Annotated in this window: 14 protein-coding genes; 3 read left to right on the top strand and 11 right to left on the bottom strand. The window is 68.5% G+C overall.

What is annotated here, in order from left to right; all coding sequences use genetic code 11:
- Positions 1–75 precede the first annotated feature (75 nt).
- The 3 genes from ACIBGM_RS28540 to ACIBGM_RS28530 are packed head-to-tail and all read right to left on the bottom strand — an operon-like array spanning position 76 to position 2,854.
- Positions 76–1,473 (bottom strand): NAD(P)H-hydrate dehydratase, encoded by a 1,398-nt coding sequence (locus tag ACIBGM_RS28540; protein ID WP_396387248.1) that lies wholly within the window; start codon positions 1,471–1,473, stop codon positions 76–78.
- Complete coding sequence (locus ACIBGM_RS28535) at positions 1,473–1,823, bottom strand: holo-ACP synthase (RefSeq protein ID WP_360530599.1); 351 nt, start codon at positions 1,821–1,823, stop codon at positions 1,473–1,475. The genes ACIBGM_RS28540 and ACIBGM_RS28535 overlap by 1 nt, the downstream gene beginning before the upstream one ends.
- Before the next feature lie 35 nt (positions 1,824–1,858).
- Entirely contained in the window at positions 1,859–2,854 is a 996-nt protein-coding gene (locus tag ACIBGM_RS28530; protein ID WP_360530596.1) for a LacI family DNA-binding transcriptional regulator, read from the bottom strand.
- A 110-nt stretch (positions 2,855–2,964) separates the two neighbouring features.
- Between ACIBGM_RS28530 and ACIBGM_RS28525 the strand changes: the two genes are divergently transcribed.
- The gene (locus ACIBGM_RS28525; protein WP_360530594.1) at positions 2,965–5,253 is read left to right on the top strand and encodes a glycoside hydrolase family 3 N-terminal domain-containing protein; all 2,289 of its coding nucleotides are present in this window, start codon (positions 2,965–2,967) and stop codon (positions 5,251–5,253) included.
- Here the strand turns inward: ACIBGM_RS28525 and ACIBGM_RS28520 are convergent.
- From ACIBGM_RS28520 to ACIBGM_RS28490, 7 genes are all read right to left on the bottom strand, one after another.
- A complete protein-coding gene (locus ACIBGM_RS28520; RefSeq protein ID WP_396387247.1) occupies positions 5,250–6,677 on the bottom strand; it encodes an ATP-binding protein in 1,428 nt (475 codons plus the stop codon). The two genes, ACIBGM_RS28525 and ACIBGM_RS28520, sit on opposite strands and share 4 nt — an antisense overlap.
- 80 nt (positions 6,678–6,757) lie before the next feature.
- Positions 6,758–8,698, bottom strand: a complete 1,941-nt coding sequence (locus ACIBGM_RS28515; protein WP_396387246.1) for an alpha-glucuronidase — start codon at positions 8,696–8,698, stop codon at positions 6,758–6,760.
- Positions 8,688–10,676, bottom strand: coding sequence for a beta-galactosidase (locus ACIBGM_RS28510; protein ID WP_396387245.1), 1,989 nt, complete (start codon positions 10,674–10,676; stop codon positions 8,688–8,690). The genes ACIBGM_RS28515 and ACIBGM_RS28510 overlap by 11 nt, the downstream gene beginning before the upstream one ends.
- Positions 10,673–11,278: a hypothetical protein gene (locus ACIBGM_RS28505; protein WP_396387244.1), complete on the bottom strand. Its 606-nt coding sequence runs from the start codon at positions 11,276–11,278 to the stop codon at positions 10,673–10,675. Before ACIBGM_RS28505 ends, ACIBGM_RS28510 begins: the two co-directional genes overlap by 4 nt.
- The gene (locus ACIBGM_RS28500) at positions 11,278–12,912 is read right to left on the bottom strand and encodes an extracellular solute-binding protein (protein ID WP_396387243.1); all 1,635 of its coding nucleotides are present in this window, start codon (positions 12,910–12,912) and stop codon (positions 11,278–11,280) included. Before ACIBGM_RS28500 ends, ACIBGM_RS28505 begins: the two co-directional genes overlap by 1 nt.
- A gap of 34 nt (positions 12,913–12,946) precedes the next feature.
- Positions 12,947–13,837 carry a carbohydrate ABC transporter permease gene (locus ACIBGM_RS28495; RefSeq protein ID WP_396387242.1) on the bottom strand — a complete coding sequence of 297 codons (891 nt, stop codon included), beginning with the start codon at positions 13,835–13,837 and terminating at the stop codon, positions 12,947–12,949.
- A complete protein-coding gene (locus ACIBGM_RS28490; RefSeq protein ID WP_396387241.1) occupies positions 13,831–14,781 on the bottom strand; it encodes an ABC transporter permease in 951 nt (316 codons plus the stop codon). Before ACIBGM_RS28490 ends, ACIBGM_RS28495 begins: the two co-directional genes overlap by 7 nt.
- 206 nt (positions 14,782–14,987) lie before the next feature.
- Here ACIBGM_RS28490 and coaA point away from each other — a divergent pair, with 206 nt between their 5' ends.
- On the top strand, positions 14,988–15,941 hold the full coding sequence (gene coaA / locus ACIBGM_RS28485) for a type I pantothenate kinase (protein ID WP_360530572.1): 954 nt from the start codon (positions 14,988–14,990) through the stop codon (positions 15,939–15,941).
- On the opposite strand, the gene ACIBGM_RS28480 is transcribed toward coaA, so the two are convergent.
- The gene (locus ACIBGM_RS28480) at positions 15,917–17,086 is read right to left on the bottom strand and encodes an MFS transporter (protein WP_396387240.1); all 1,170 of its coding nucleotides are present in this window, start codon (positions 17,084–17,086) and stop codon (positions 15,917–15,919) included. The two genes, coaA and ACIBGM_RS28480, sit on opposite strands and share 25 nt — an antisense overlap.
- Before the next feature lie 90 nt (positions 17,087–17,176).
- On the opposite strand from ACIBGM_RS28480, the gene ACIBGM_RS28475 reads away from it, so the two are divergent.
- A complete protein-coding gene (locus ACIBGM_RS28475; RefSeq protein ID WP_396387239.1) occupies positions 17,177–17,800 on the top strand; it encodes a 4'-phosphopantetheinyl transferase family protein in 624 nt (207 codons plus the stop codon).
- Positions 17,801–18,557 lie beyond the last annotated feature (757 nt).

The raw sequence follows: 18,557 nt of genomic DNA, 5'->3' as shown, positions 1-18,557 counted from the left end.
AGCCGCGCAAATCGAGGTGGGAGGCAGCAGCCGGCGAGCGCGCGACGCAGGAGCGCGTAGCGGCTGCGTGGGGGACTAACCGTGCAGGAGTTGGCGGGTGGCTGCGGGGAGGGTGGCGGCTACTGCTAGGGCTGTGATGGGGGCTGAGGAGGAGGCAAGGTTGGCGGCGGCCGCGTGGAGGTGGGCGCCTAGGCTGGCGGCGTCGAGGGTGGTGAGGCCGGCGGCGAGGAGGGCTCCGCAGAGGCCGGCCAGGACGTCGCCGGCGCCGGCGGTGGCCAGCCAGGGGGTGGCGTTGGTGTTGACGCGGACGTGGCCGTCGGGGGCGGCGATGACGGTGGTGGAGCCCTTGAGGAGGATGGTCGCGTCGTAGCGTTCGGCGGCCAGGCGGGCGTGTTTGAGGCGTTCGGCTTCGACGGTGGCGCGGTCGACGCCCAGCAGGCGGGCGAGCTCGCCAGCATGCGGAGTCGCGAGTACGCCGGTGTGGTCGCCCGAGTCCTCGAGTGCGCGGAGGCCGTCGGCGTCGAGGACGATCGGCTCGTCGGCGTCGAGGAGGTCGCGGACGCGGCTGACGTCCAGCTCGTCGCCCAGACCGGAGCCGACTGCCCACGCCTGCACGCGTCCCTCACCGGCGACGATCTCCGGATGGGCTGCCCGGACTTCGGCCGCGACGGCGTCCGGGCCGACGTATCGGACCATGCCGAGCGGGCCGCCGAGCGCACCGGCTGTGGCGATCACGGCCGCTCCCGGGTACTGCGCTGAGCCCGCCATCAACCCGAGTACGCCGCGGGAGTACTTGTCGGATTCGCCGTGCGGGACGGGGTACAACGCTCGTACGTCGGCGGCCTGGAGCGACTCGACGGGAGCGGGCGGGAGGTCGAGGCCGATGTCGACGAGGTGGACCGGGCCGCAGGCGGTGGCGGCTGGGTCGATGAAGTGGCAGATCTTGTGGGTGCCGAAGGTGACGGTGAGGGCTGCGCGCACGTGGGGTTCCGGGGTCTCGCCGGTGTCGACGTCGACGCCGGACGGGGTGTCGACGGCGACAATCGGGATGCCCTTCTGAGCGGCCAGTTCGACGGCGGCGAGCGCGTTCGGGCGGAGGCCGGGGTGTCCGCCGATCCCGACGATGCCGTCCACCACCACGTCGGCGTCTCCGATGTCGTCGGTCGAGCCGACCCGTCCACCGACGGCCAGCAGCGCCTCCAGCCCGGCGGCGTGCGCTTTGTCCGACAGCAGTACGGCGACCACGCGCGCACCGCGTCGAGCCAGCCGGACCCCGGCGTACAGGGCATCACCACCGTTGTCGCCGGACCCGATCAGCAGTACGACGCGAGCGCCGTACGTGTGACCGAGGAAGTTGCTGATGGCAACCGCGAGACCGGTCGCGGCGCGTTGCATCAGGGTGCCCTCGGGGAGGCGCGCCATCAGGTCGGCCTCGGCTGCCCGGACCTGCTCGACGGTGTGCGCGCGGCGCATCAGCCCTCCAGGATGACGACGGCGGAAGCGATGCCGGCGTCGTGGCTCAGGGACAGGTGCAGGCTCTGGACGCCGAGCCGACCGGCCTGGTCGGCGACGGTGCCCTTGATCTCCAGCCAGGGGCGTCCGGTCTCGTCGGTCTGTACCTCGGCGTCGTGCCAGTGCATGCCCGCCGGCGCGCCGAGTGCTTTGGCCAGTGCTTCCTTGGCGGCGAACCGGGCGGCGAGCGACGCCGGCGGCCTGGCGGCCTCGGAAGCGGTGAAGACGCGATCCCGAAGACCCGGTGTGCGCTCGAGGGTCTTCATGAACCGCTCAACGTCGACCACATCGATACCCACGCCGACGATCATGTCCATCACCCTAGCCGCCGGCTTGGAACGACGAGTTAGGCGCCGGGCGGCGCCGCGGTGCTCTGGCGGACGCGCATGTCCACGGCGAGATCCATACGGAGGGCAGCCGGGGTGACGCCGCGGGCGAGGTCGAGGACCATCCGGGTGGCCAGCTCGGCCATCTGGCGCAGCGGCTGGTGGACGGTGGTCAGCGTCGGCGAGACCCATTGCGCGACCGGGAGGTCGTCGTACCCGACGACTGACAGGTCGCGCGGGATCTCCAGCCCGAGCTCCCGCGCCGCCTGGTACACCCCGAGCGCCTGCAGGTCGCTGCCCGCGAAGACCGCGGTCGGCCGCTCCGGCAGCTTCAGCAGCGCCAGCGCCTCGCGGTGCCCGCTGTCCACCTCGAACTCCGCCGCCCGGATCAGCGCCGGGTCGACGTCCACCCCGGTCGACCGGAGCGCGTCGGTGTACCCGTCGACCCGCATCCGCGAGCACAGTGTCTCCACCGGGCCGCCGATCATCCCGATCCGGGTGTGCCCGAGCTTGCGCAGGTGCAGGGTCGCCATCCGGCCGCCGTTCCAGTTGGCCGAGCCGATGGACGGTACGTCGTCGCCCTCGTCGCCGACCGGGTCGACGACCACGAACGGGATCCGCCGCGCCTCGAGCTGCGCCCGCTGGTCGGCGTCCAGGTCGGAGAAGACCATGATCACGCCGAGCGGGCGGCGGAGCAGGACGGACTCGATCCACTCCTGCCGCGGCCGCCGGGCGCCGCCGCACTCCGACAACACGAGTTCGACGCCCTCGGCGCGGACCACTTCCTCGACGCCGCGGATCAGCTCGACCGCCCACGCGCCGCCGATCTCGTGGAACACCAGGTCGATCATCGGGCTGCTCGCCGTACTGGTGGTCCGGCGGCGGTAGCCGTGCTCCTGGATGATGCTCTCGACCTTCGCCCGGGTCTCCTCGGCGACGTCGGAGCGGCCGTTCAGCACCTTGGACACGGTGGGCACCGAGACCCCCGCCTGCTCCGCAATTTTCGAGATGGTCATCCGCTGACCCACGACGTTCCTCCACCCGGTTCGAGGCTGTGCAAGCAGCAGAATACAAGCTAACCTCGTCGGAGGTATCGAGAATTTGCCCGAAACTTTCGAGGAGTTGGATGTCCGCCTGGCGCGACACGACCGCACGTCCGGACGACCGGGTCGAGGCTTTGCTGGCCGAGCTGACCCTGCGGGAGAAGGTCTCCCAGCTGGCCGGCCTGTGGGTCGGCGCCCGGGACAGTGGCGAGGACGTCGCGCCGTACCAGCACGACATGAGCGCCGACCCGCCGGTCTGGGACGAGGTGATCCGGGACGGGCTCGGCCAGCTCACCCGCCCGTTCGGCACCCGGCCGGTCGACCCGACCACCGGCGCCCGGTCGCTGGCCGCGGCGCAGCGGCAGATCATGGCCGCCAACCGGTTCGGCATCCCGGCGATCGCCCACGACGAGTGTCTGACGGGCTTCGCGGCGTACGGCGCCACCATCTACCCGACCCCGCTCGCGTGGGGAGCCACATTCGACCCGGAAATCGTCGAGACCATGGCCCGCCACATCGGCACGGACATGAAGTCGGCCGGGACGCACCTCGGCCTCGCACCCGTCCTCGACGTCACCCGCGACTACCGCTGGGGCCGCACCGAGGAAACGATCGGCGAGGACCCCTACCTGGTCGGCACGATCGGTACGGCGTACGTCCGCGGCCTGCAGGACGGTGGCGTTCACGCCACGCTGAAGCACTTCGCCGGCTATTCCGCCTCCCGGGCCGGTCGCAACCTCGCGCCCGTGTCGATGGGCCGGCACGAGCTGGCCGACGTGATCCTGCCGCCGTTCGAGCTGGCCATGGTCGAGGGTGGCGTCCGTACGGTGATGAACTCGTACGCCGAGATCGACGGCGTGCCGGTTGCCGCCGACCCGGAACTGCTGACCACGCTGCTACGCGACACCTGGGGCTTCGACGGGACGGTCGTCGCGGACTACTTCGCGATCGCGTTCCTGCGCACGCTGCACCAGGTCGCGGGCACCGACGGCGAAGCGGCCGCGCTCGCGCTGAAGGCCGGCATCGACGTGGAACTGCCGACCGTGCACACCTACGCCGACGCGCTGATTGCAGAGGTCGAGGAGGGCCGGCTCGACGTCAAGTACGTCGACCAGGCCGTGCGCAGGGTACTGCGGCAGAAGTGCGATCTCGGTCTGCTCGACCCCGACCTGGACCTCGAGCCGACCGGACCGGTCGAGCTGGACACCGCGGCCAACCGGGAGATCGCAGCGCGGTTGGCCGACGAGTCGATCGTGCTGCTCGCGAACGACGGCGTACTGCCGGTTGCCCCAGGCAAGAAGATCGCGCTGGTCGGGCCCCGTGGGATGGACGCGCACGCGATGCTCGGCTGCTACACCTTCCCGATCCACATCGCGCCCCGCTACCCAGGCACCGACGACGGCGTCCAGATTCGCACCCTCGCTGAGGCGCTCGTTGCGCAAGGCATCGATCTGAAGACGGCCGAGGGATGCGGGGTCGACGACGACTCCGACGACGGCTTCGAAGAGGCGATCACCGCTGCTTCCGAGGCGGACGTCGCGATCGTCGCGCTCGGCGACCGGGCCGGCTTGTTCGGCCGCGGTACCTCGGGCGAGGGCTGTGACGTCGAGACCCTGGCCCTCCCCGGACGCCAGGCCGACCTGCTCGACGCGGTCCTTGACACCGGTACGCCGGTCGTCGTCGTACTGCTGTCCGGACGCCCGTACGCCCTCGGCCGATTCGCACACCGTACGGCGGCCATCGTGCAAGCGTTCTTCCCCGGCCAGGAAGGCGGTCCGGCGCTGGCCCGGGTTCTGACCGGAGCCGTCAACCCGTCCGGCCGGCTCCCGGTCAGCCTGCCGCGGAGCGAGGGCGCGCAGCCCGGGACCTACCTCCATCAACCGCTCGGCGGCCGCAGCAAGGTCTCGTCGGTCGACCCGACACCACTCTTCCCGTTCGGCCACGGAACGTCGTACACGACCTTCGAGTGGACCGACTCGACCGCCGATCGCGAGACCACCCCAACCGACGGGACCGTGACGCTCAAGGTCACCGTCCAGAACACCGGCGCGACCGACGGCACCGAGATCGTCCAGCTCTACCTCGGCGACCCCGTCGCCAAGGTGACCCGCCCGGTCACCCGGCTGATCGGCTACCACCGCATCGACCTCGCCGCCGGCGAGTCCCGGACCGTCGAGTTCACCGTGCACGCCGACCTCACGTCGTTCGCCGACCGCACCGGCACACGCATCGTCGAGCCCGGCGAGATCAACCTCCGCCTGGCAAAATCCAGCACCGACATCCAGTCCACCCACACCGTCACCCTGACCGGCCCCGAGCGCACCGTAGACCACACCCGAACCCTCCGCTGCGCTTCGCGCGAAATCAGCTAGCGCCAAGCACGGACCAGGTCGTCCGGACCCCAGTGTGCGGCGAGAGGTATGCCTTCATCCACACCACATCGCGACACGGCAACCAGCGGCGTATCCGCCCCGGCGCCCGGCACCGCCGCCATGTCCCGCGCCAGTGCCTGATACTCGCGTCCGCCGAACGGTTTGGAATCCAGCCACTTGATCGAGCCCACGAAATGCACTGCGCGCGCGACCGGTTCGCGATCGGCCCCGACCAGGTCGATCTCGGGATTGTTCTGCCGGTTCCACCACCCGCCCACCGCCTCGGTGGCAGCCCAGCCATCGTCAGCCAGCAGCCGGACCAGGGACTCGCGGACGAGCGGCTCGACCGCCCGGCCGCGCCAACTCGTCCAGGCGCGTTCGATTCGCTCCAGTGCCAGGTCACCACGGCCGCGCTCGATGAGCGGGATTCCCCGTTGCAGGAAGGCCAGCCAGAACCTCAGGTAGGGATCCGCGATGCGGTACCGCTTGTTCTTGCTGTCGGCCTTGGTCGACAGCGGCAGATCGGCGACCAGGACCTGCTTCGTCTGCAGAGTCGACAGGAGTGGGGAGAGCGTTCCCGGCAGCATCCCGCGACCGCCGCCGGCCTGGGCCGCGACCGCTGAGAACGTCCGCTCGCCGGTACCTACTGCCTCCAGGACCGCACGCGACTGTGACGTCTCCGGAAACTCCCCCAGCAACGACAGTTCACCCGCCACCAGCAGCGGCGCGAGCGGATTGCTCGCGGCTTCCCGCAAGAAGGCCTTCCGGCTCATTCCCTTCTGCCAGGACTGGACGATCTCCGGAAAGCCTCCGGTCATCAGGAGTGCGTCGACCGCGTCGGCGGCATCCAGACCCGTCATCGCCTGCACATCCGCCAGGTGCAGCGGTCGCACAGTCATCTTCGCCGCCCGCCCGAAGAACGGCCGGCCGTAGGCCTGCAGCGCCTCCATCACCGACAGATCGCTGCCGACCAGGACCAGCAGGACGGGCTTGGCCGAAAGGTAGCGGTCCCAGACCGTCTGCAACGCCCCTTCGAACTCCGCGTCCTGCTCCACCAGCCAAGGGACCTCATCGATCACCGCGATGCTCGGGGTGTCATCCGGCAGTGCGATCGCCAGCGAACGCAGCGCCTGATTCCAGTCGCCGGACTGGAGACCGGCGACGAGATCGGCCCCGGGCAGCCCGGACAAAGCCGCGATGAACTCCGTCCGTTCGGCGGCCGGCCGACGGCCGCGGGTTGCCTGGAACATCACGTAGGGCAGACCGGACCGGTCGCAGAACTCCTGGGCCAGCCGAGACTTTCCCACCCGGCGACGCCCAGTCATGATCACGGCGCGCCCACGGCTGTCAGTGCCGCCGGCAGTTACCGTGCCGAGCTGCCGGTCGAGCAGCTTCAGATCAGCCGCCCGCCCCTTGAACCTCATCAGCCACACCTCCGAGAACAAACTATGAATCAATCATAGTTTTATTCAATCATAGTTTGATGCGGCATGATACGTCGCGACTACCGGTAGATCGTGCGGCCGGCGGTGTCTGGGGTGCCGCTGAGGCGGTGGAAGTGGGTGTTGACCTGGTCGCGCCACTCGCGGGCGTTGCGGAGCTGCAGGTCGAAGCGGGCTGTGATGTTCTCGCGGGTGGCGGGGTCGAAGCGGTCGGCGATGGCTTTCCAGCGGGCGACCATCGCCTCGACTTCGTCGTACCCCTGGAAGTGGGTGTCGTAGATGTGCTGCAGGACGGTGCGGCCGTTCTGCAGGACGTGGTCGTAGGGCACGTGGTGGAAGAACAGCAGCAGCTCGTCCGGGCAGGTGTGGACGTTCTCGTAGCCGCCGGCGAGGGGCTCCGGGTACTGCGCCGTGAAGCCTGATCCGGTCGCGACGGTCCGGTCGACGCCGACGCCGTACCGGTCGGCGAAGTGGTAGGTCCCCCACTCGGAGTATTCGTACCCGTTGACGTTCGGCCCGTAGTGCGTGCCCGGCGTGACCATGAAGCCGACCCCCATCGGCGCGGTGTAGCGCTCGTACGTCCGCCACGAGTCCGCCATGATCTCGACCAGCTCGGCCCGGGTCCGGTCGTCCATCGCGAACGCCGCCGCGGCCCACTCGTGCAGCAGGCTGACCGGATCCGCGGCCGGGTCCCAGGCCAGCCGCCCGTGCGCATAGAGGTTGCTCTGGGCAAGCTTGTGGCCGGTCCAGTTCGGATCGTCACCGACGTTGGCGACGCCCACGACCGCGGCGGCGCGCTCGGCCGTCGTCGGCCCGCCGGAGCCGGTGGTGTCGAACTGCAGGATCTCCCGCCACCACGGCCCCAGGTAGCAAAGGTCCTTCTGCTGACCGGTGTACTCCTGCGTCACCTGCAACTCGACCGCGGACCGGGTCTCCTGCAACTCCCCCAGCAACGGCGACACGGGTTCGCGCGGCTGGAAGTCCAGCGGCCCATGCTTGATCTGCAGTACGACGTTGTCGTCGAACAGCCCGTCCAGCGGGACGAAATGGTCGTACGCCGCCCGAGCCCGATCCGTACTCCGGTCCCGCCAGTCCTGATGGCAGTCGTAGACGAAGCACCGCCAGTACACAGTCCCCTTGTACGGCGCCAGCGCCCGAGCCAGCAGGTTCGCGCCATCCGCATGATGCCGCCCGTAGCTGTACGGACCGGGCCGGTTCTCGGAGTCCGCCTTGACCACGAATCCGCCGAGGTCCGGCACCGCGTCGTACACCCGGCTGACGGCCGCCGACCACCAGCGGATCACTCGTTCGTCCAGCGGATCTGCCGTCTCCAGCTCGCCGAGGACGATCGGCGCCGCGAAGTTCACCGACAGGTGGATCGCGATCCCGTACTCGCGGAACACCGCGGCGAGCCGGGAAAGGCCAGGCAGGTGGTCACTCATCAACCGGGTCTCGGCGGCGTGCACGTTGCCGTTGTTGACCACCACCGCGTTGATCCCGACCGACGCCAGCAGGCGCGCGTACGCGCGGACCCGAGTCAGGTCCTGCACCACCCGGCCGTCGCGGAAGAATATCGATCCACCGGAGTACCCGCGCTCGACGGAACCGTCGAGGTTGTCCCAGTGCGCCACCATCCGGACCTGTACCGCCGGCCGCTCGACCACGGTGAAGTCGCCGGTCATCCACTCGAAGTACCGCAGCAGGTAGAAGTCTCCGTAGAGCAGGCCGCGGCCGCCCTCGGCGGCGACGACGAGTTGGTTGCCTCGTCGCGTCACCACGAAGCCTTCGGCCCCGAGCCCATCGGCCGGCAACGCCTGCTCGACCCACGGAGCGAGCGGCGTCTCCTCGAGCCGCCCGAGGGTGCACAGGGCAACCTCTACGTCATGTGGGACTCGGCGGGTCTGCCGGAGCTCGCCCCGGATCGTCTGCGCCAGCGCCCCGGAGGCGTGGATGGTGACCTCGGGCAACCGCTGGCCACCGAGCCAGCACGGGTCAAACGTCATCCGAGCGCAACACCACCACACCGGTTGCCCGGAGCACCAGCTTGTCACCGGCCTCGATCTGCGAGCCGGTGAGTAGGTCGGTTCCTGACTTGTCGGCCGCCACTCGCACCTCCCGGTCCCCGTGGTTCAGCAGGAAGAGATACCGCTGACCGTCCTTGTACCGCCGCGTCGCTTCGACGCCGTCGATCCTCGCATACGACCCGGTCAACCCGGACTCCTCGATCACCGACCCCAGTACGGCGTCGAGGCCGGCTGCGTCCAGCATGGTCCCGATGTACCACGAGTGCCCCGCGCCGAAGCGGTGTCGCGTGACGGCCGCCGTACCCGCGTAGAAGTCGGCGGAGTAGGTGCCGATCACCTCGGCGTGCTCGGGAATGACCAGGTCGAAGACGAGTGACGCCTCCGACGTCAACCCGTCCAACTGCACGGGGTTCACCACGGTCGGAGGCTGCGCGTCGGTCTCGTCCACGCGGATGCCGAGCACTCGCGCGAGCGGTCCCGGGACATCGGTCAGGAACGCGTTGTCGTCGACGTCGACCCGCCCGGACAGCACACCGGTCACGAACTTTCCACCGCCCGCGACGAAGCCCTTCAACTGCCGGCCCAACTCGTCCGGCACCATGTGCAGCAGCGGGGCCAGGACCACGTCGTACGCCGAAATGTTGCCGTCGACCGGGATCACGTCGACATCCACGTCGAGGCGTTGCAGGGCCGTGTACCAGGCGATCGCGGTCTGGACGTAGGACACGTGCCGGGACGGACCGTCGGAGATCTCGACCGCCCACCAGCTGTTCCAGTCGATCATCAGCGCGACCTTGCTGCGCGTCTCGGCGCCGACGAGGCCCTCGAGCAACGGGAGCTCGGCGCCCAACTCAGCGATCTCTTTGAACACGCGAGTGTCGGAGCGGGAGGCGTGGTTGATGACAGCGCCGTGGTACTTCTCCGACGCACCACGGGACGCCCGCAGCTGGAAGAACAGCACGGTGTCGGAGCCGTGCGCCAACGCCTGGTAGCTCCACAGCCGCATGACACCCGGACGCTTGACCGGGTTCACGTCCCGGCAAGCGGTCGTCGACGGCGTCTGTTCCATCAGCCAGAACGGCTTGCCCTTCAGCCCGCGCATCAGGTCGTGCGTCAGCGCCATCCGCGGCGCCGACCGGTCGTCCGGCGGGTAGTTGTCCCAGGAGATGACGTCCAGGTGCTCGGCCCAGCGGAAGTAGTCGAGCGGCCGGTAGAAGCCCATGAGGTTGGTGGTGACCGGCGCATCACTGTGTTGGCGTATGGCGGACTTCTCCGCTTTGAAGTTCTCCAGCAGGGCGTCCGACATGAAGCGCAGGTAGTCGAGGGTGATCCCCTGGAACGCGGTGTGGTTCGGTCCACGCCAGTGCTCGCTCAACGCCGAGGGCGCGACGATCTCGCCCCAGTCGTAGAACGTGTGGCTCCAAAACGTCGTGCACCAGGCGTGGTTCAACGCCTCCAGCGTGCCGTAGCGGTTCTGCAGCCAGACCCGGAAGGCGGCTGTGCAGTTGTCGCAGTAGCAGGAACCGCCGTACTCGTTGCCGACGTGCCAGGCGACCAGGTTGGGCAGACCGGCGTACCGCTCGGCGATGCGGCCGGCGAGCTCGACCGAGAGCCGCTGGAAGACCGGCGACGACGGGCAGTGGTTGTGGCGAGCGCCGTACACATGCTTGCGGCCCTCGAAGTCGACCCGCGTGACCTCTGGGTGCTTGCGCGCCAGCCAGGCCGGTAGTGCGCCGGTGGCGGTGGCCATGATGACGTTGCGGCCGTCCAGCGACTCGGTGATCCGGTCGAGGACGCCGAAGTCGTACACGTCCTCGGACGGCTGCAGCAGGCCCCACGAGAACACCCCGATCGTCGCGGTGTTGATCCCGGCCAGGTCGAACAGCCGGGAGTCCGCGGCCCAGACGTCAGCCGGCCACTGCTCGGGGTTGTAGTCGCCGCCGTACCAGATCGTCACACGAACCTCTTCTCCACGTCGGCGACCAGCGGTCGCGTCACTCGGGCCAGCAGGTAAAGCGCCGGCGACAACAGCAACACCGCAACCCAATCAGAGGTGAGCGCGACCAGGCCCGTGAACGCCGCGCCCAGGAGCAGGACGTTCAGCGTGCACCGCCAGCGCGCACCGAGGTAGTACGCCGCCAGTCGCGCGGTGTCACGCCCGCGGAACGAGAACCGGGACGTGATCACCACCGCGTTGGCCAGCCACACGGCCACCAGAGCCGCCACCACCGCCGGCGTGGTCGCGATCAGCACGACCGCCGGCACCCACACCTTGAGCACCTCGCGCCAACTCGACCGGTATCCCCGGACGAAGTCGCGCCCCGGCGATCCGTCCTTCCGGCGTACGGCGTACAGGCCGGCAACCATTGCCGGACCGGCCGGGATCAGCGCAACGGCGAACAGCGGCGCGTTGCGCGGATCCGGCGCCAGCAGCAGGACCGTGGCGAACGTCGGCAGCAGCGCGATCACCAGGCAGCCCTCGACCGTCATCAGGTGGTAGACGAAGGAGCAGGTCCGGTACAACCTGCCGTCGACGAACCCCGTCGACAGCGTCGACATCACTTGCCGCCGTGTTCCGTCTCGTACTTCGTTTGCGCGTCGTTGACCATCTTCAGGTACTTCTCCGCGCCCTTGCCGTTGAGCTCCTGGACGAACGCGTCCCACTGGTCCATCGGCCGCTGCCCGAGCACGAACTTCAGCGTCTGCTGGTTGACGTAGTCGGTCAGCGGCGTGTTCAGCAGCGTCGCCTGCTCCCGGTCGGCGTCACTCAGCGGGTACGGCGGCTCGACGGCCACCGGCTTGTGCGTCGCGGCCATCTCCTCCTGCCACTTCAGCTCCGCCGGGACCATCATCGACTGCAGCAGCTCGGTCGTTCCGCCGTACGCGAAGACGCCGCCGGAGAAGCCGAAGTCCTTGCGCAGGTCCTTCTTCCCGGCGCCCGGGTTCAGGCCGTTGTAGTCGATGGCCGGCAGCAGCGCCGGCTTGCCGTCCTGCTGCTGGTACGTCGTGCCCTCGACACCCCACTTGGCGAACATCTGGCCGGCGTCGGAGTACCAGAGCCAGTCGACGAACTGCATCATCGCGACGAAGTTCGGCTGCTCCTTCGCCTTCGCGCTGATCATGATCCCGTTCTCCAGCCGGGACCCGCCCATCACCTGACCGGCCGGACCGCCCGGGACGAGGATCCGGGCGACCTCGTACTTGCCCTTGCCCAGTGTGCTGTCCATCGTCTTGCGGTACGTCGTGATCTCCTGCGAGTTCCCGCTGATCACGAACGACTGGCCGGTGACGAACTTCTGGATCGCCGGGTCGTCCTGCTGGGTGAACGTCTCCGGGTCCAGCAGCTTGCCGGTCACCAATTTGTTGAGGTAAGCAACCATGTCCTTGTACTGCGGCATCCCGGCCGCGGCCTTGAACTGGCTTTCGGACGGGTTCCAGACCGCGCCGTCGCCGTACCCCCAGCCGGCCGCCGTGCCGTAGGCCACGGCCAGCTGGTTGAGCAGGTTCTTGCCCTGGTAGCGGTCCGAGAACGGCGTCTTGTCCGGGTAGGCCTGCTTCAGCTTGGCCAACGCAGCCGCCAGGTCGTCCCAGGTCTTCGGCACCGGGATGCCCTGCTGCTTGAAGATGTCGGCCCGGATGTTCAGCGTGTAGTCCGGCCAGAGCTCCTCATGCAGGCCGGGCAGCAGGTAGAACTTGCCGTCCTGCTGGCGCAGCGTGTCGATCTCCGGCTCGAGCTTCCACTTCTTCACCTTGTCCTGGAAGTTCGGCATCAGGTCGAGGTAGTCGCTGACCGGCAGGATCGCGCCGGACGACACGTACGCCGACTCCTGACCCGGGTAGGTCTTCGGGATGATCAGCGGCGCGTCCCCGGCCGACACCAGCAGCGACCGCTTCTGCTCGTAGTCGCTCAGCGGTACGACGGTCGGCTGCAGCGTGACGTTGTTCTGCTCGGCCATCGCCTTCCAGAGCAGCCAGTCCTTCTTGTACGGGTACGTCGGCGGGTCGTTGTAGAGCACCGAGAACGTCACCGGCTCGGTCGCCTTGAACTGGGTGCCGACGGCGTAGTTGTCCATGGCACCGGTTCGGTTCTTGCTGGTGTCGGCCTTCTCGTCACCGCCGCCGGAACTGCACGCGGACAGACCCAAGGCGGCGGCCAGGGCCAAGGCGATGCCCGCCCTCTTCACGCTGATCATGTGGACTTCCTTTCAGAAGGGCGATCCGGCGTACTCAGCCCTTGACGGAGCCGAGCATCACGCCGGTGACGAAGTACCGCTGGACGAACGGGTAGACGCAGAGGATGGGCAGGACGGTGAGCACCATGGTGACCGCCTTGATGCTGGCCGCGATCTGGGTGAGGTCGTCGCCGGTCGCGCCGGCCGAGGTGCCGGAGGTGGCGCCGGCGACCAGGTTCCGCAGGTAGATCGTGACCGGGAACAGCGACTTGTCGTCGAGGTAGAGGAAGGCGCCGAACCAGGCGTTCCAGTTCGCCACCGCGTAGAACAGCATCATCGTGGCCAGGATCGCCTTGCTCAGCGGCAGCACGATCCGCAGCAGGATGCCGAACGTGGTCAGGCCGTCGATCATCGCCGCCTCCTCGAGCTCCGGCGGCATGTTCTCGAAGAAGGCCTTCATCACCAGCAGGTTGAACACGCTGATCGCGTTCGGTAGCACCACCGCCCACAGCGTGTTCTTCATCCCGAGCTGGGAGACCAGCACGTAGTTCGGGATCAGCCCGCCGTTGAAGAACATCGTGAACACGACGAACCCGATGACGAACGTCCGGCCGCGCAGGTGCCTCTTCGACAGCACGTACGCCATACAGGTCGTGAGCACCAGCGAGATCGCGGTCGCGACCACGGTGTAGAGCAAGGTGTTGGCGTAGTTGCGCCAGAACATCGCGTCGTTCATCACGACGTGGTACGTCGAGGTGTCGAAGCCGACCGGGAACAGGTTGACCTTGCCGGCGCTGATCGCCGACTCACTGCTGAACGACTGCGCGACGATGTTCAGGAACGGGTACAGCGTCAGCACCACGACCAGCAGCAGGATCGCGACGTTGAAGACCTGGAAGGCCCGGTGCCCGGTGCTGTCCTTGATGCCGGCCGTCTGGTTCACCACAGTCCCGCTCCCAGTACGCGGCGCGAGATCGCGTTCGCACCGAAGACGAGCGTCAGGCCGACCACGGCCTCGAACAGGCCGATCGCGGTCGCGTAGGAGAAGTTGTTCGACACCAGACCGACCCGGTAGAGGTACGTCGAGATGACGTCGGCGGTCTCGTAGGTCAGCGGGTTGTAGAGCAGCAGGATCTTCTCGAACCCGACCGACAGGAACGAGCCGATGTTCAGGATCAGCAGCGTCACCACGGCCGGCGCGATCCCGGGCAGGGTGATGTGCCAGGTCTGCTTCCACCGGTTGGCGCCGTCGATCCGGGCCACCTCGTACAAGGTGTCGTCGATCTGGGTGAGCGCGGCCAGGTAGAGGATGGTGCCCCAGCCGGCCGTCTGCCAGACGTCGGAGGACACGTAGATGGCCCGGAACCAGTCCGCGTCCTGGATGAAGTTCACCGTGCTGCCGGTGGTTGCCTTCAGCACCTGGTTGACCGTGCCGTGCAGCGAGACCAGCTGCAGGATCATCCCGGCCACGATCACCACCGAGATGAAGTGCGGCAGGTAGGACACGGTCTGGACGAACTTCTTGAACCGCTGCCCGCGGAGCTCGTTCAGCAGCAGCGCCAGTACGATCGGGATCGGGAAGACGACCAGCAGGCTCAGGCCGCCCAGCACCACCGTGTTGCGGAACACCTGCCAGAAGGTCGGGTCCTCGATGAACATCCGGATGTAGCGCAGCCCCACCCACTGCTCGCCGAACATCGATCCGCCGGGCATGAACCGGCGGAACGCGATGATGTTCCCGGCCATCGGCAGGTACTTGAAGATCACGAAGTACGCGATCGGCAGCGCCAGCAGCGCGTACAGCCGCCAGTCCCGCTTCACGTCCGCCCAGACACCCCGGCGGCGCTGTACCTCAACACGGCGGTTGTGCACGCCCGCAGCCCTCCTCACCGAGTCTCTTGGTCGCTCACACAGAGTTCTCGAAACTTTCGCTGGGAACTTCGATACTTGAACGTGGACACACCGTACGCACGCCCCCACACGCCGTCAATAGGTTGAGCAAGCGTTTTCCGGAGTCGGTCCGTTCAAATGGTTGAGACGTAAGCCACGCCCGCCCGGGGTGGGTCGTCGTACGTCGGGGTGGGAAGAATGGGCTCATGCTGCAGCCGACGCGGGAGGTGACTCCCTACACCGAGCTGGACCGGGCGGCCTGGGCGCAACTGGCCGAGACGACCGTGTCCCCGCTGACGGCCGAGGAGATCGAGCGGCTGCGCGGTCTCGGCGACGAGATCGACATGGACGAGGTACGCGAGGTCTACCTGCCGCTGTCGCGGATCCTCTCGCTCTACGTCCGGCACGCCCGCGCCCTGCACGCCGACACCGAGAGCTTCCTCGGCAAGCCGGCCGCGACCCGGACGCCGTTCGTGATCGGCATCGGCGGGTCGGTTGCCGTCGGCAAGTCGACCACCGCCCGGTTGCTGCGCGAGCTGCTGGCCCGCTGGCCCGAGCACCCGCGGGTCGCCCTCGTCACCACCGACGGGTTCCTCTGGCCGAACGCCGAGCTCGAGCGCCGGAGCCTGATGATGCGCAAAGGCTTCCCGGAGTCCTACGACCGCAAGGCGCTGCTGCGCTTCGTGGTCGAGGTGAAGTCCGGGATGGACACCGTCGAGGCGCCGGTCTACTCACACTTGCACTACGACCGGATGCCCGGCGTCCGGACCACCGTCGAGCAGCCGGACATCCTGCTGCTCGAGGGCCTGAACGTCCTGCAGCCCGCGCCGCGGCACGCGGACGGCAAGAGTGGCCTGGCGGTCAGCGACTTCTTCGACTTCTCCGTGTACGTCGACGCCGCCGCCGACGACATCCGGTCCTGGTACGTGCACCGCTTCCTCAAGCTGTGGGAGACGGCCTTCCGCAACCCGGAGTCGTACTTCGTCCGGTACGGCGAGCTCAGCCGGGACGAGGCGATCAAGAAGGCCGAGTCGCTGTGGGACGGCATCAACGGCCCGAACCTGCGGGAGAACATCCTCCCCACCCGCTCCCGCGCCACCCTGGTCCTCCGCAAGGGCGCTGACCACACCGTGCGTTACGTCCGGTTGCGCAAACTCTGAACCGCCGGCACGATCGCCACGGCGACGACCGCGGCAGTCAGTGCGAAGGCGACCGAGTAGCCGGTGCCGGCGACGATCGCGCCGAAGACGATGGCGCCGATGCCCCAGCCGCCGTCGTACGCCAGGTTCCACAGCGCGCTGACCTGGCCGTAGCGGGACTTCGGGACCCGGTTGTACATCAGTGACAGCGTCAGGTTCTGCGCTGCGCCGAAGCCGATGCCGAACAGGGTGGAGCCGACGACGATCGCGGTCGCGCTCCCGATCAGGACCAGGGCGCCGGCGCCGAGCGCAGCCAGGACCAACGCCACCGGCAGCAACTTCGCCGGGCCGACGCGGTCGCCGTACCGGCCGGCCAGCCAGCGGGCGCCGGGGGCTGTGATGGCCTGCATCAGCAGGGCGGCGGCCACCAGGGACTGGTTCTCCTCGGCAACGGCCAGCGGCAGGAAGGTGACGCTGATGCCGGCGGCGACGGTGACTGCGGCGAACACGAACGTCGGCATCAACAGGCCGCTCCCCCGCAGACCGCCGAGCACCTTGACGTGCTGCTCTTCCGTGCTGGGCAGCTTGGGCATTCCGCCGAGGGTGATCAGACCGACCAGCGAGGCCGCCGCGGCGAGGACGAACAGCGCGTCGAAGCCGATCACGCCGGTCAGGTAGACGCCGAGCGGCAGACCGATCGCGGCCGGCAGTCCGACGACGACGCCGTACACACCGAACGCCTCACCGCGGCGGTGCGCCGGAGTCACCTCGGCGATCAACGCGACCGCGCCAACGACCAGGATCGCCAGTCCGGCACCGCGGACGACGCAGACCGCGAGCACCAGCGGCAGTGACGCGGTGGTCAGCAGGACCAGGGACGGCGCGCCCAGCAGGACCAGCCCGAGCCCGAGGACGACCTGGTACCCCCAGCGGGCCAGCATCCGGGGCACGAGCAGCTCGACGCCCACCGCGGACAGCATCATCGCGCCGGTGGACAGCCCGGCGCCGATGCCCCCGGAGCCGCTGGCGGCCAGGTAGAGCGGGACCACCGAGGTGAGCAAGTACATGCTCAGCGAGGAGCCGAACACGGTAAACAGCAGCCGGCCGAACTGCCCGGTGAGCAGGCGCGGTGTCGCGGGAACCAGGGTGATTTCGCAGTTGGTCATGCCTCAAACCTAAGAACAGACCGGTCTCCCCTACAGATCCAGTTTCAACCCGCCACAGAGGACCAGTATCGGAGCGGTTACCTTCGTCCGATGGGTGACTCGGTACACGTGTGGTTGGCCCCGGCCGGCGACCCGTCGGCCGCCCACACGCTCCTGCTCGACCTGGCCGCCTCCTTACTAGGCGGCACGCCGTCCCTGCACCACACACCAACCGGCCAGCCCCACATCGACGGCCTCTCCGTAAGCCTCAGCCGCACCCCCACCCTCACCGCAGCCGCCGCCTCCTTCGCTGCCCCCGTCGGCATAGACATCGAAGACCTCCACCCCCGCGAGGTGGGAGGACTAGCACGCCGCTGGTTCGACCCCCTGGAACTGCAGTGGCTAACGGGGCAAGCCGACCAGCTGACCGCCTTCCTGCACCTGTGGACGGCGAAGGAAGCTGTAGGCAAGGCGCTCGGGTTAGGCCTACACAACACCGGCCTCCGCCGCCGCATGCCGCTCCCTCCCACCAACGACCCGCCGCTCCGCGCCGGCCTGGTCCCGTCCGCCCCAACCCTCGCAGTCCTACACCCACCCGTCGACAAACAAACCATCCTGGCCCTGGCCGCCCCCGCAACAACGGCCGAGCTGGCAGTGACCACGCATCACCAAGCCGTCCCACACAGAACGGTCGCATCACAGACGAGCCTCCGAGTGGTTACCCAAGGCAACTGATCGACGAGGCGGAGGCGCCCGACACCGGCAGCCTCGACCCGTGCAGCCTGTACTCAATCACTCAGATTCGGCACTCATACCGCTGATCGGAACTAGGCGCGCCCGATGATGGGTTGCGTTTGTATGCCCGGCGTGGCTCCGGTGAAGAGCTGTGGACGAGCGGCGACTGGTATGTACGGATCGGCGGGAGCGGGCCGCGGGCTTGGTCGGCTTGCTGTGTGGTCGCGGCGGGAAGCGCCGCCGCGCATCCGTCCGGGATGTGAGCAATTTCGTCCGGATCCCGGAAACCACGGCCGAAGCACCGGGGCCTTGACCAGGTACTGGGGTCCTCGGACATGTCATTGCCTGTCCCAGGACCCCAGAAGGTGTTCAAGCCTCCGAGAGATGCCCCACTTCGACCAGCATGCGGACGAATCCGTCCACCTACCGAATATCGCGGTCCCAGGAAACCAGGTGCTCGAGGACAACCTGCCAGACGACTCCACCGGATATCCGGCCCCGGACCCGACCGGGCCCCGACACCCGACCAGGCCCCGACCTGAACCCCCGATCCGATTCCCCCGGCTGACCACGCTGACAAACCCGGCGCCAACCACACCGACCCACCGCATCCACCCCCAGCACGTGACCATTCGGGCGAGCTGCTCCGGAGCAGCTGCGTCCTTCCCTGGTCGTGGGGGGGGGGGGGGGGGGGGGGGGGTGGTGGAGGCGCGCGGGCGCGGCCCCGCGCGGGCGCGCCCCCCCCACAACACGCACC

The organism is Kribbella sp. NPDC050470 (assembly GCF_044458365.1).
Taxonomy (GTDB): domain Bacteria; phylum Actinomycetota; class Actinomycetes; order Propionibacteriales; family Kribbellaceae; genus Kribbella.
This window is presented reverse-complemented; position numbering and strand designations above follow the sequence as displayed.

Bases quoted from the DNA above. Each gene is read 5' to 3' on its own strand.
- ACIBGM_RS28540 (WP_396387248.1), bottom strand. From the start codon at position 1,473: ATGCGCCGCGCGCACACCGTCGAGCAGGTCCGGGCAGCCGAGGCCGAC.
- ACIBGM_RS28535 (WP_360530599.1), bottom strand. From the start codon at position 1,823: ATGATCGTCGGCGTGGGTATCGATGTGGTCGACGTTGAGCGGTTCATG.
- ACIBGM_RS28530 (WP_360530596.1), bottom strand. From the start codon at position 2,854: ATGACCATCTCGAAAATTGCGGAGCAGGCGGGGGTCTCGGTGCCCACC.
- ACIBGM_RS28525 (WP_360530594.1), top strand. From the start codon at position 2,965: ATGTCCGCCTGGCGCGACACGACCGCACGTCCGGACGACCGGGTCGAG.
- ACIBGM_RS28520 (WP_396387247.1), bottom strand. From the start codon at position 6,677: ATGAGGTTCAAGGGGCGGGCGGCTGATCTGAAGCTGCTCGACCGGCAG.
- ACIBGM_RS28515 (WP_396387246.1), bottom strand. From the start codon at position 8,698: ATGACGTTTGACCCGTGCTGGCTCGGTGGCCAGCGGTTGCCCGAGGTC.
- ACIBGM_RS28505 (WP_396387244.1), bottom strand. From the start codon at position 11,278: ATGTCGACGCTGTCGACGGGGTTCGTCGACGGCAGGTTGTACCGGACC.
- ACIBGM_RS28500 (WP_396387243.1), bottom strand. From the start codon at position 12,912: ATGATCAGCGTGAAGAGGGCGGGCATCGCCTTGGCCCTGGCCGCCGCC.
- coaA (WP_360530572.1), top strand. From the start codon at position 14,988: ATGCTGCAGCCGACGCGGGAGGTGACTCCCTACACCGAGCTGGACCGG.
- ACIBGM_RS28480 (WP_396387240.1), bottom strand. From the start codon at position 17,086: ATGACCAACTGCGAAATCACCCTGGTTCCCGCGACACCGCGCCTGCTC.
- ACIBGM_RS28475 (WP_396387239.1), top strand. From the start codon at position 17,177: ATGGGTGACTCGGTACACGTGTGGTTGGCCCCGGCCGGCGACCCGTCG.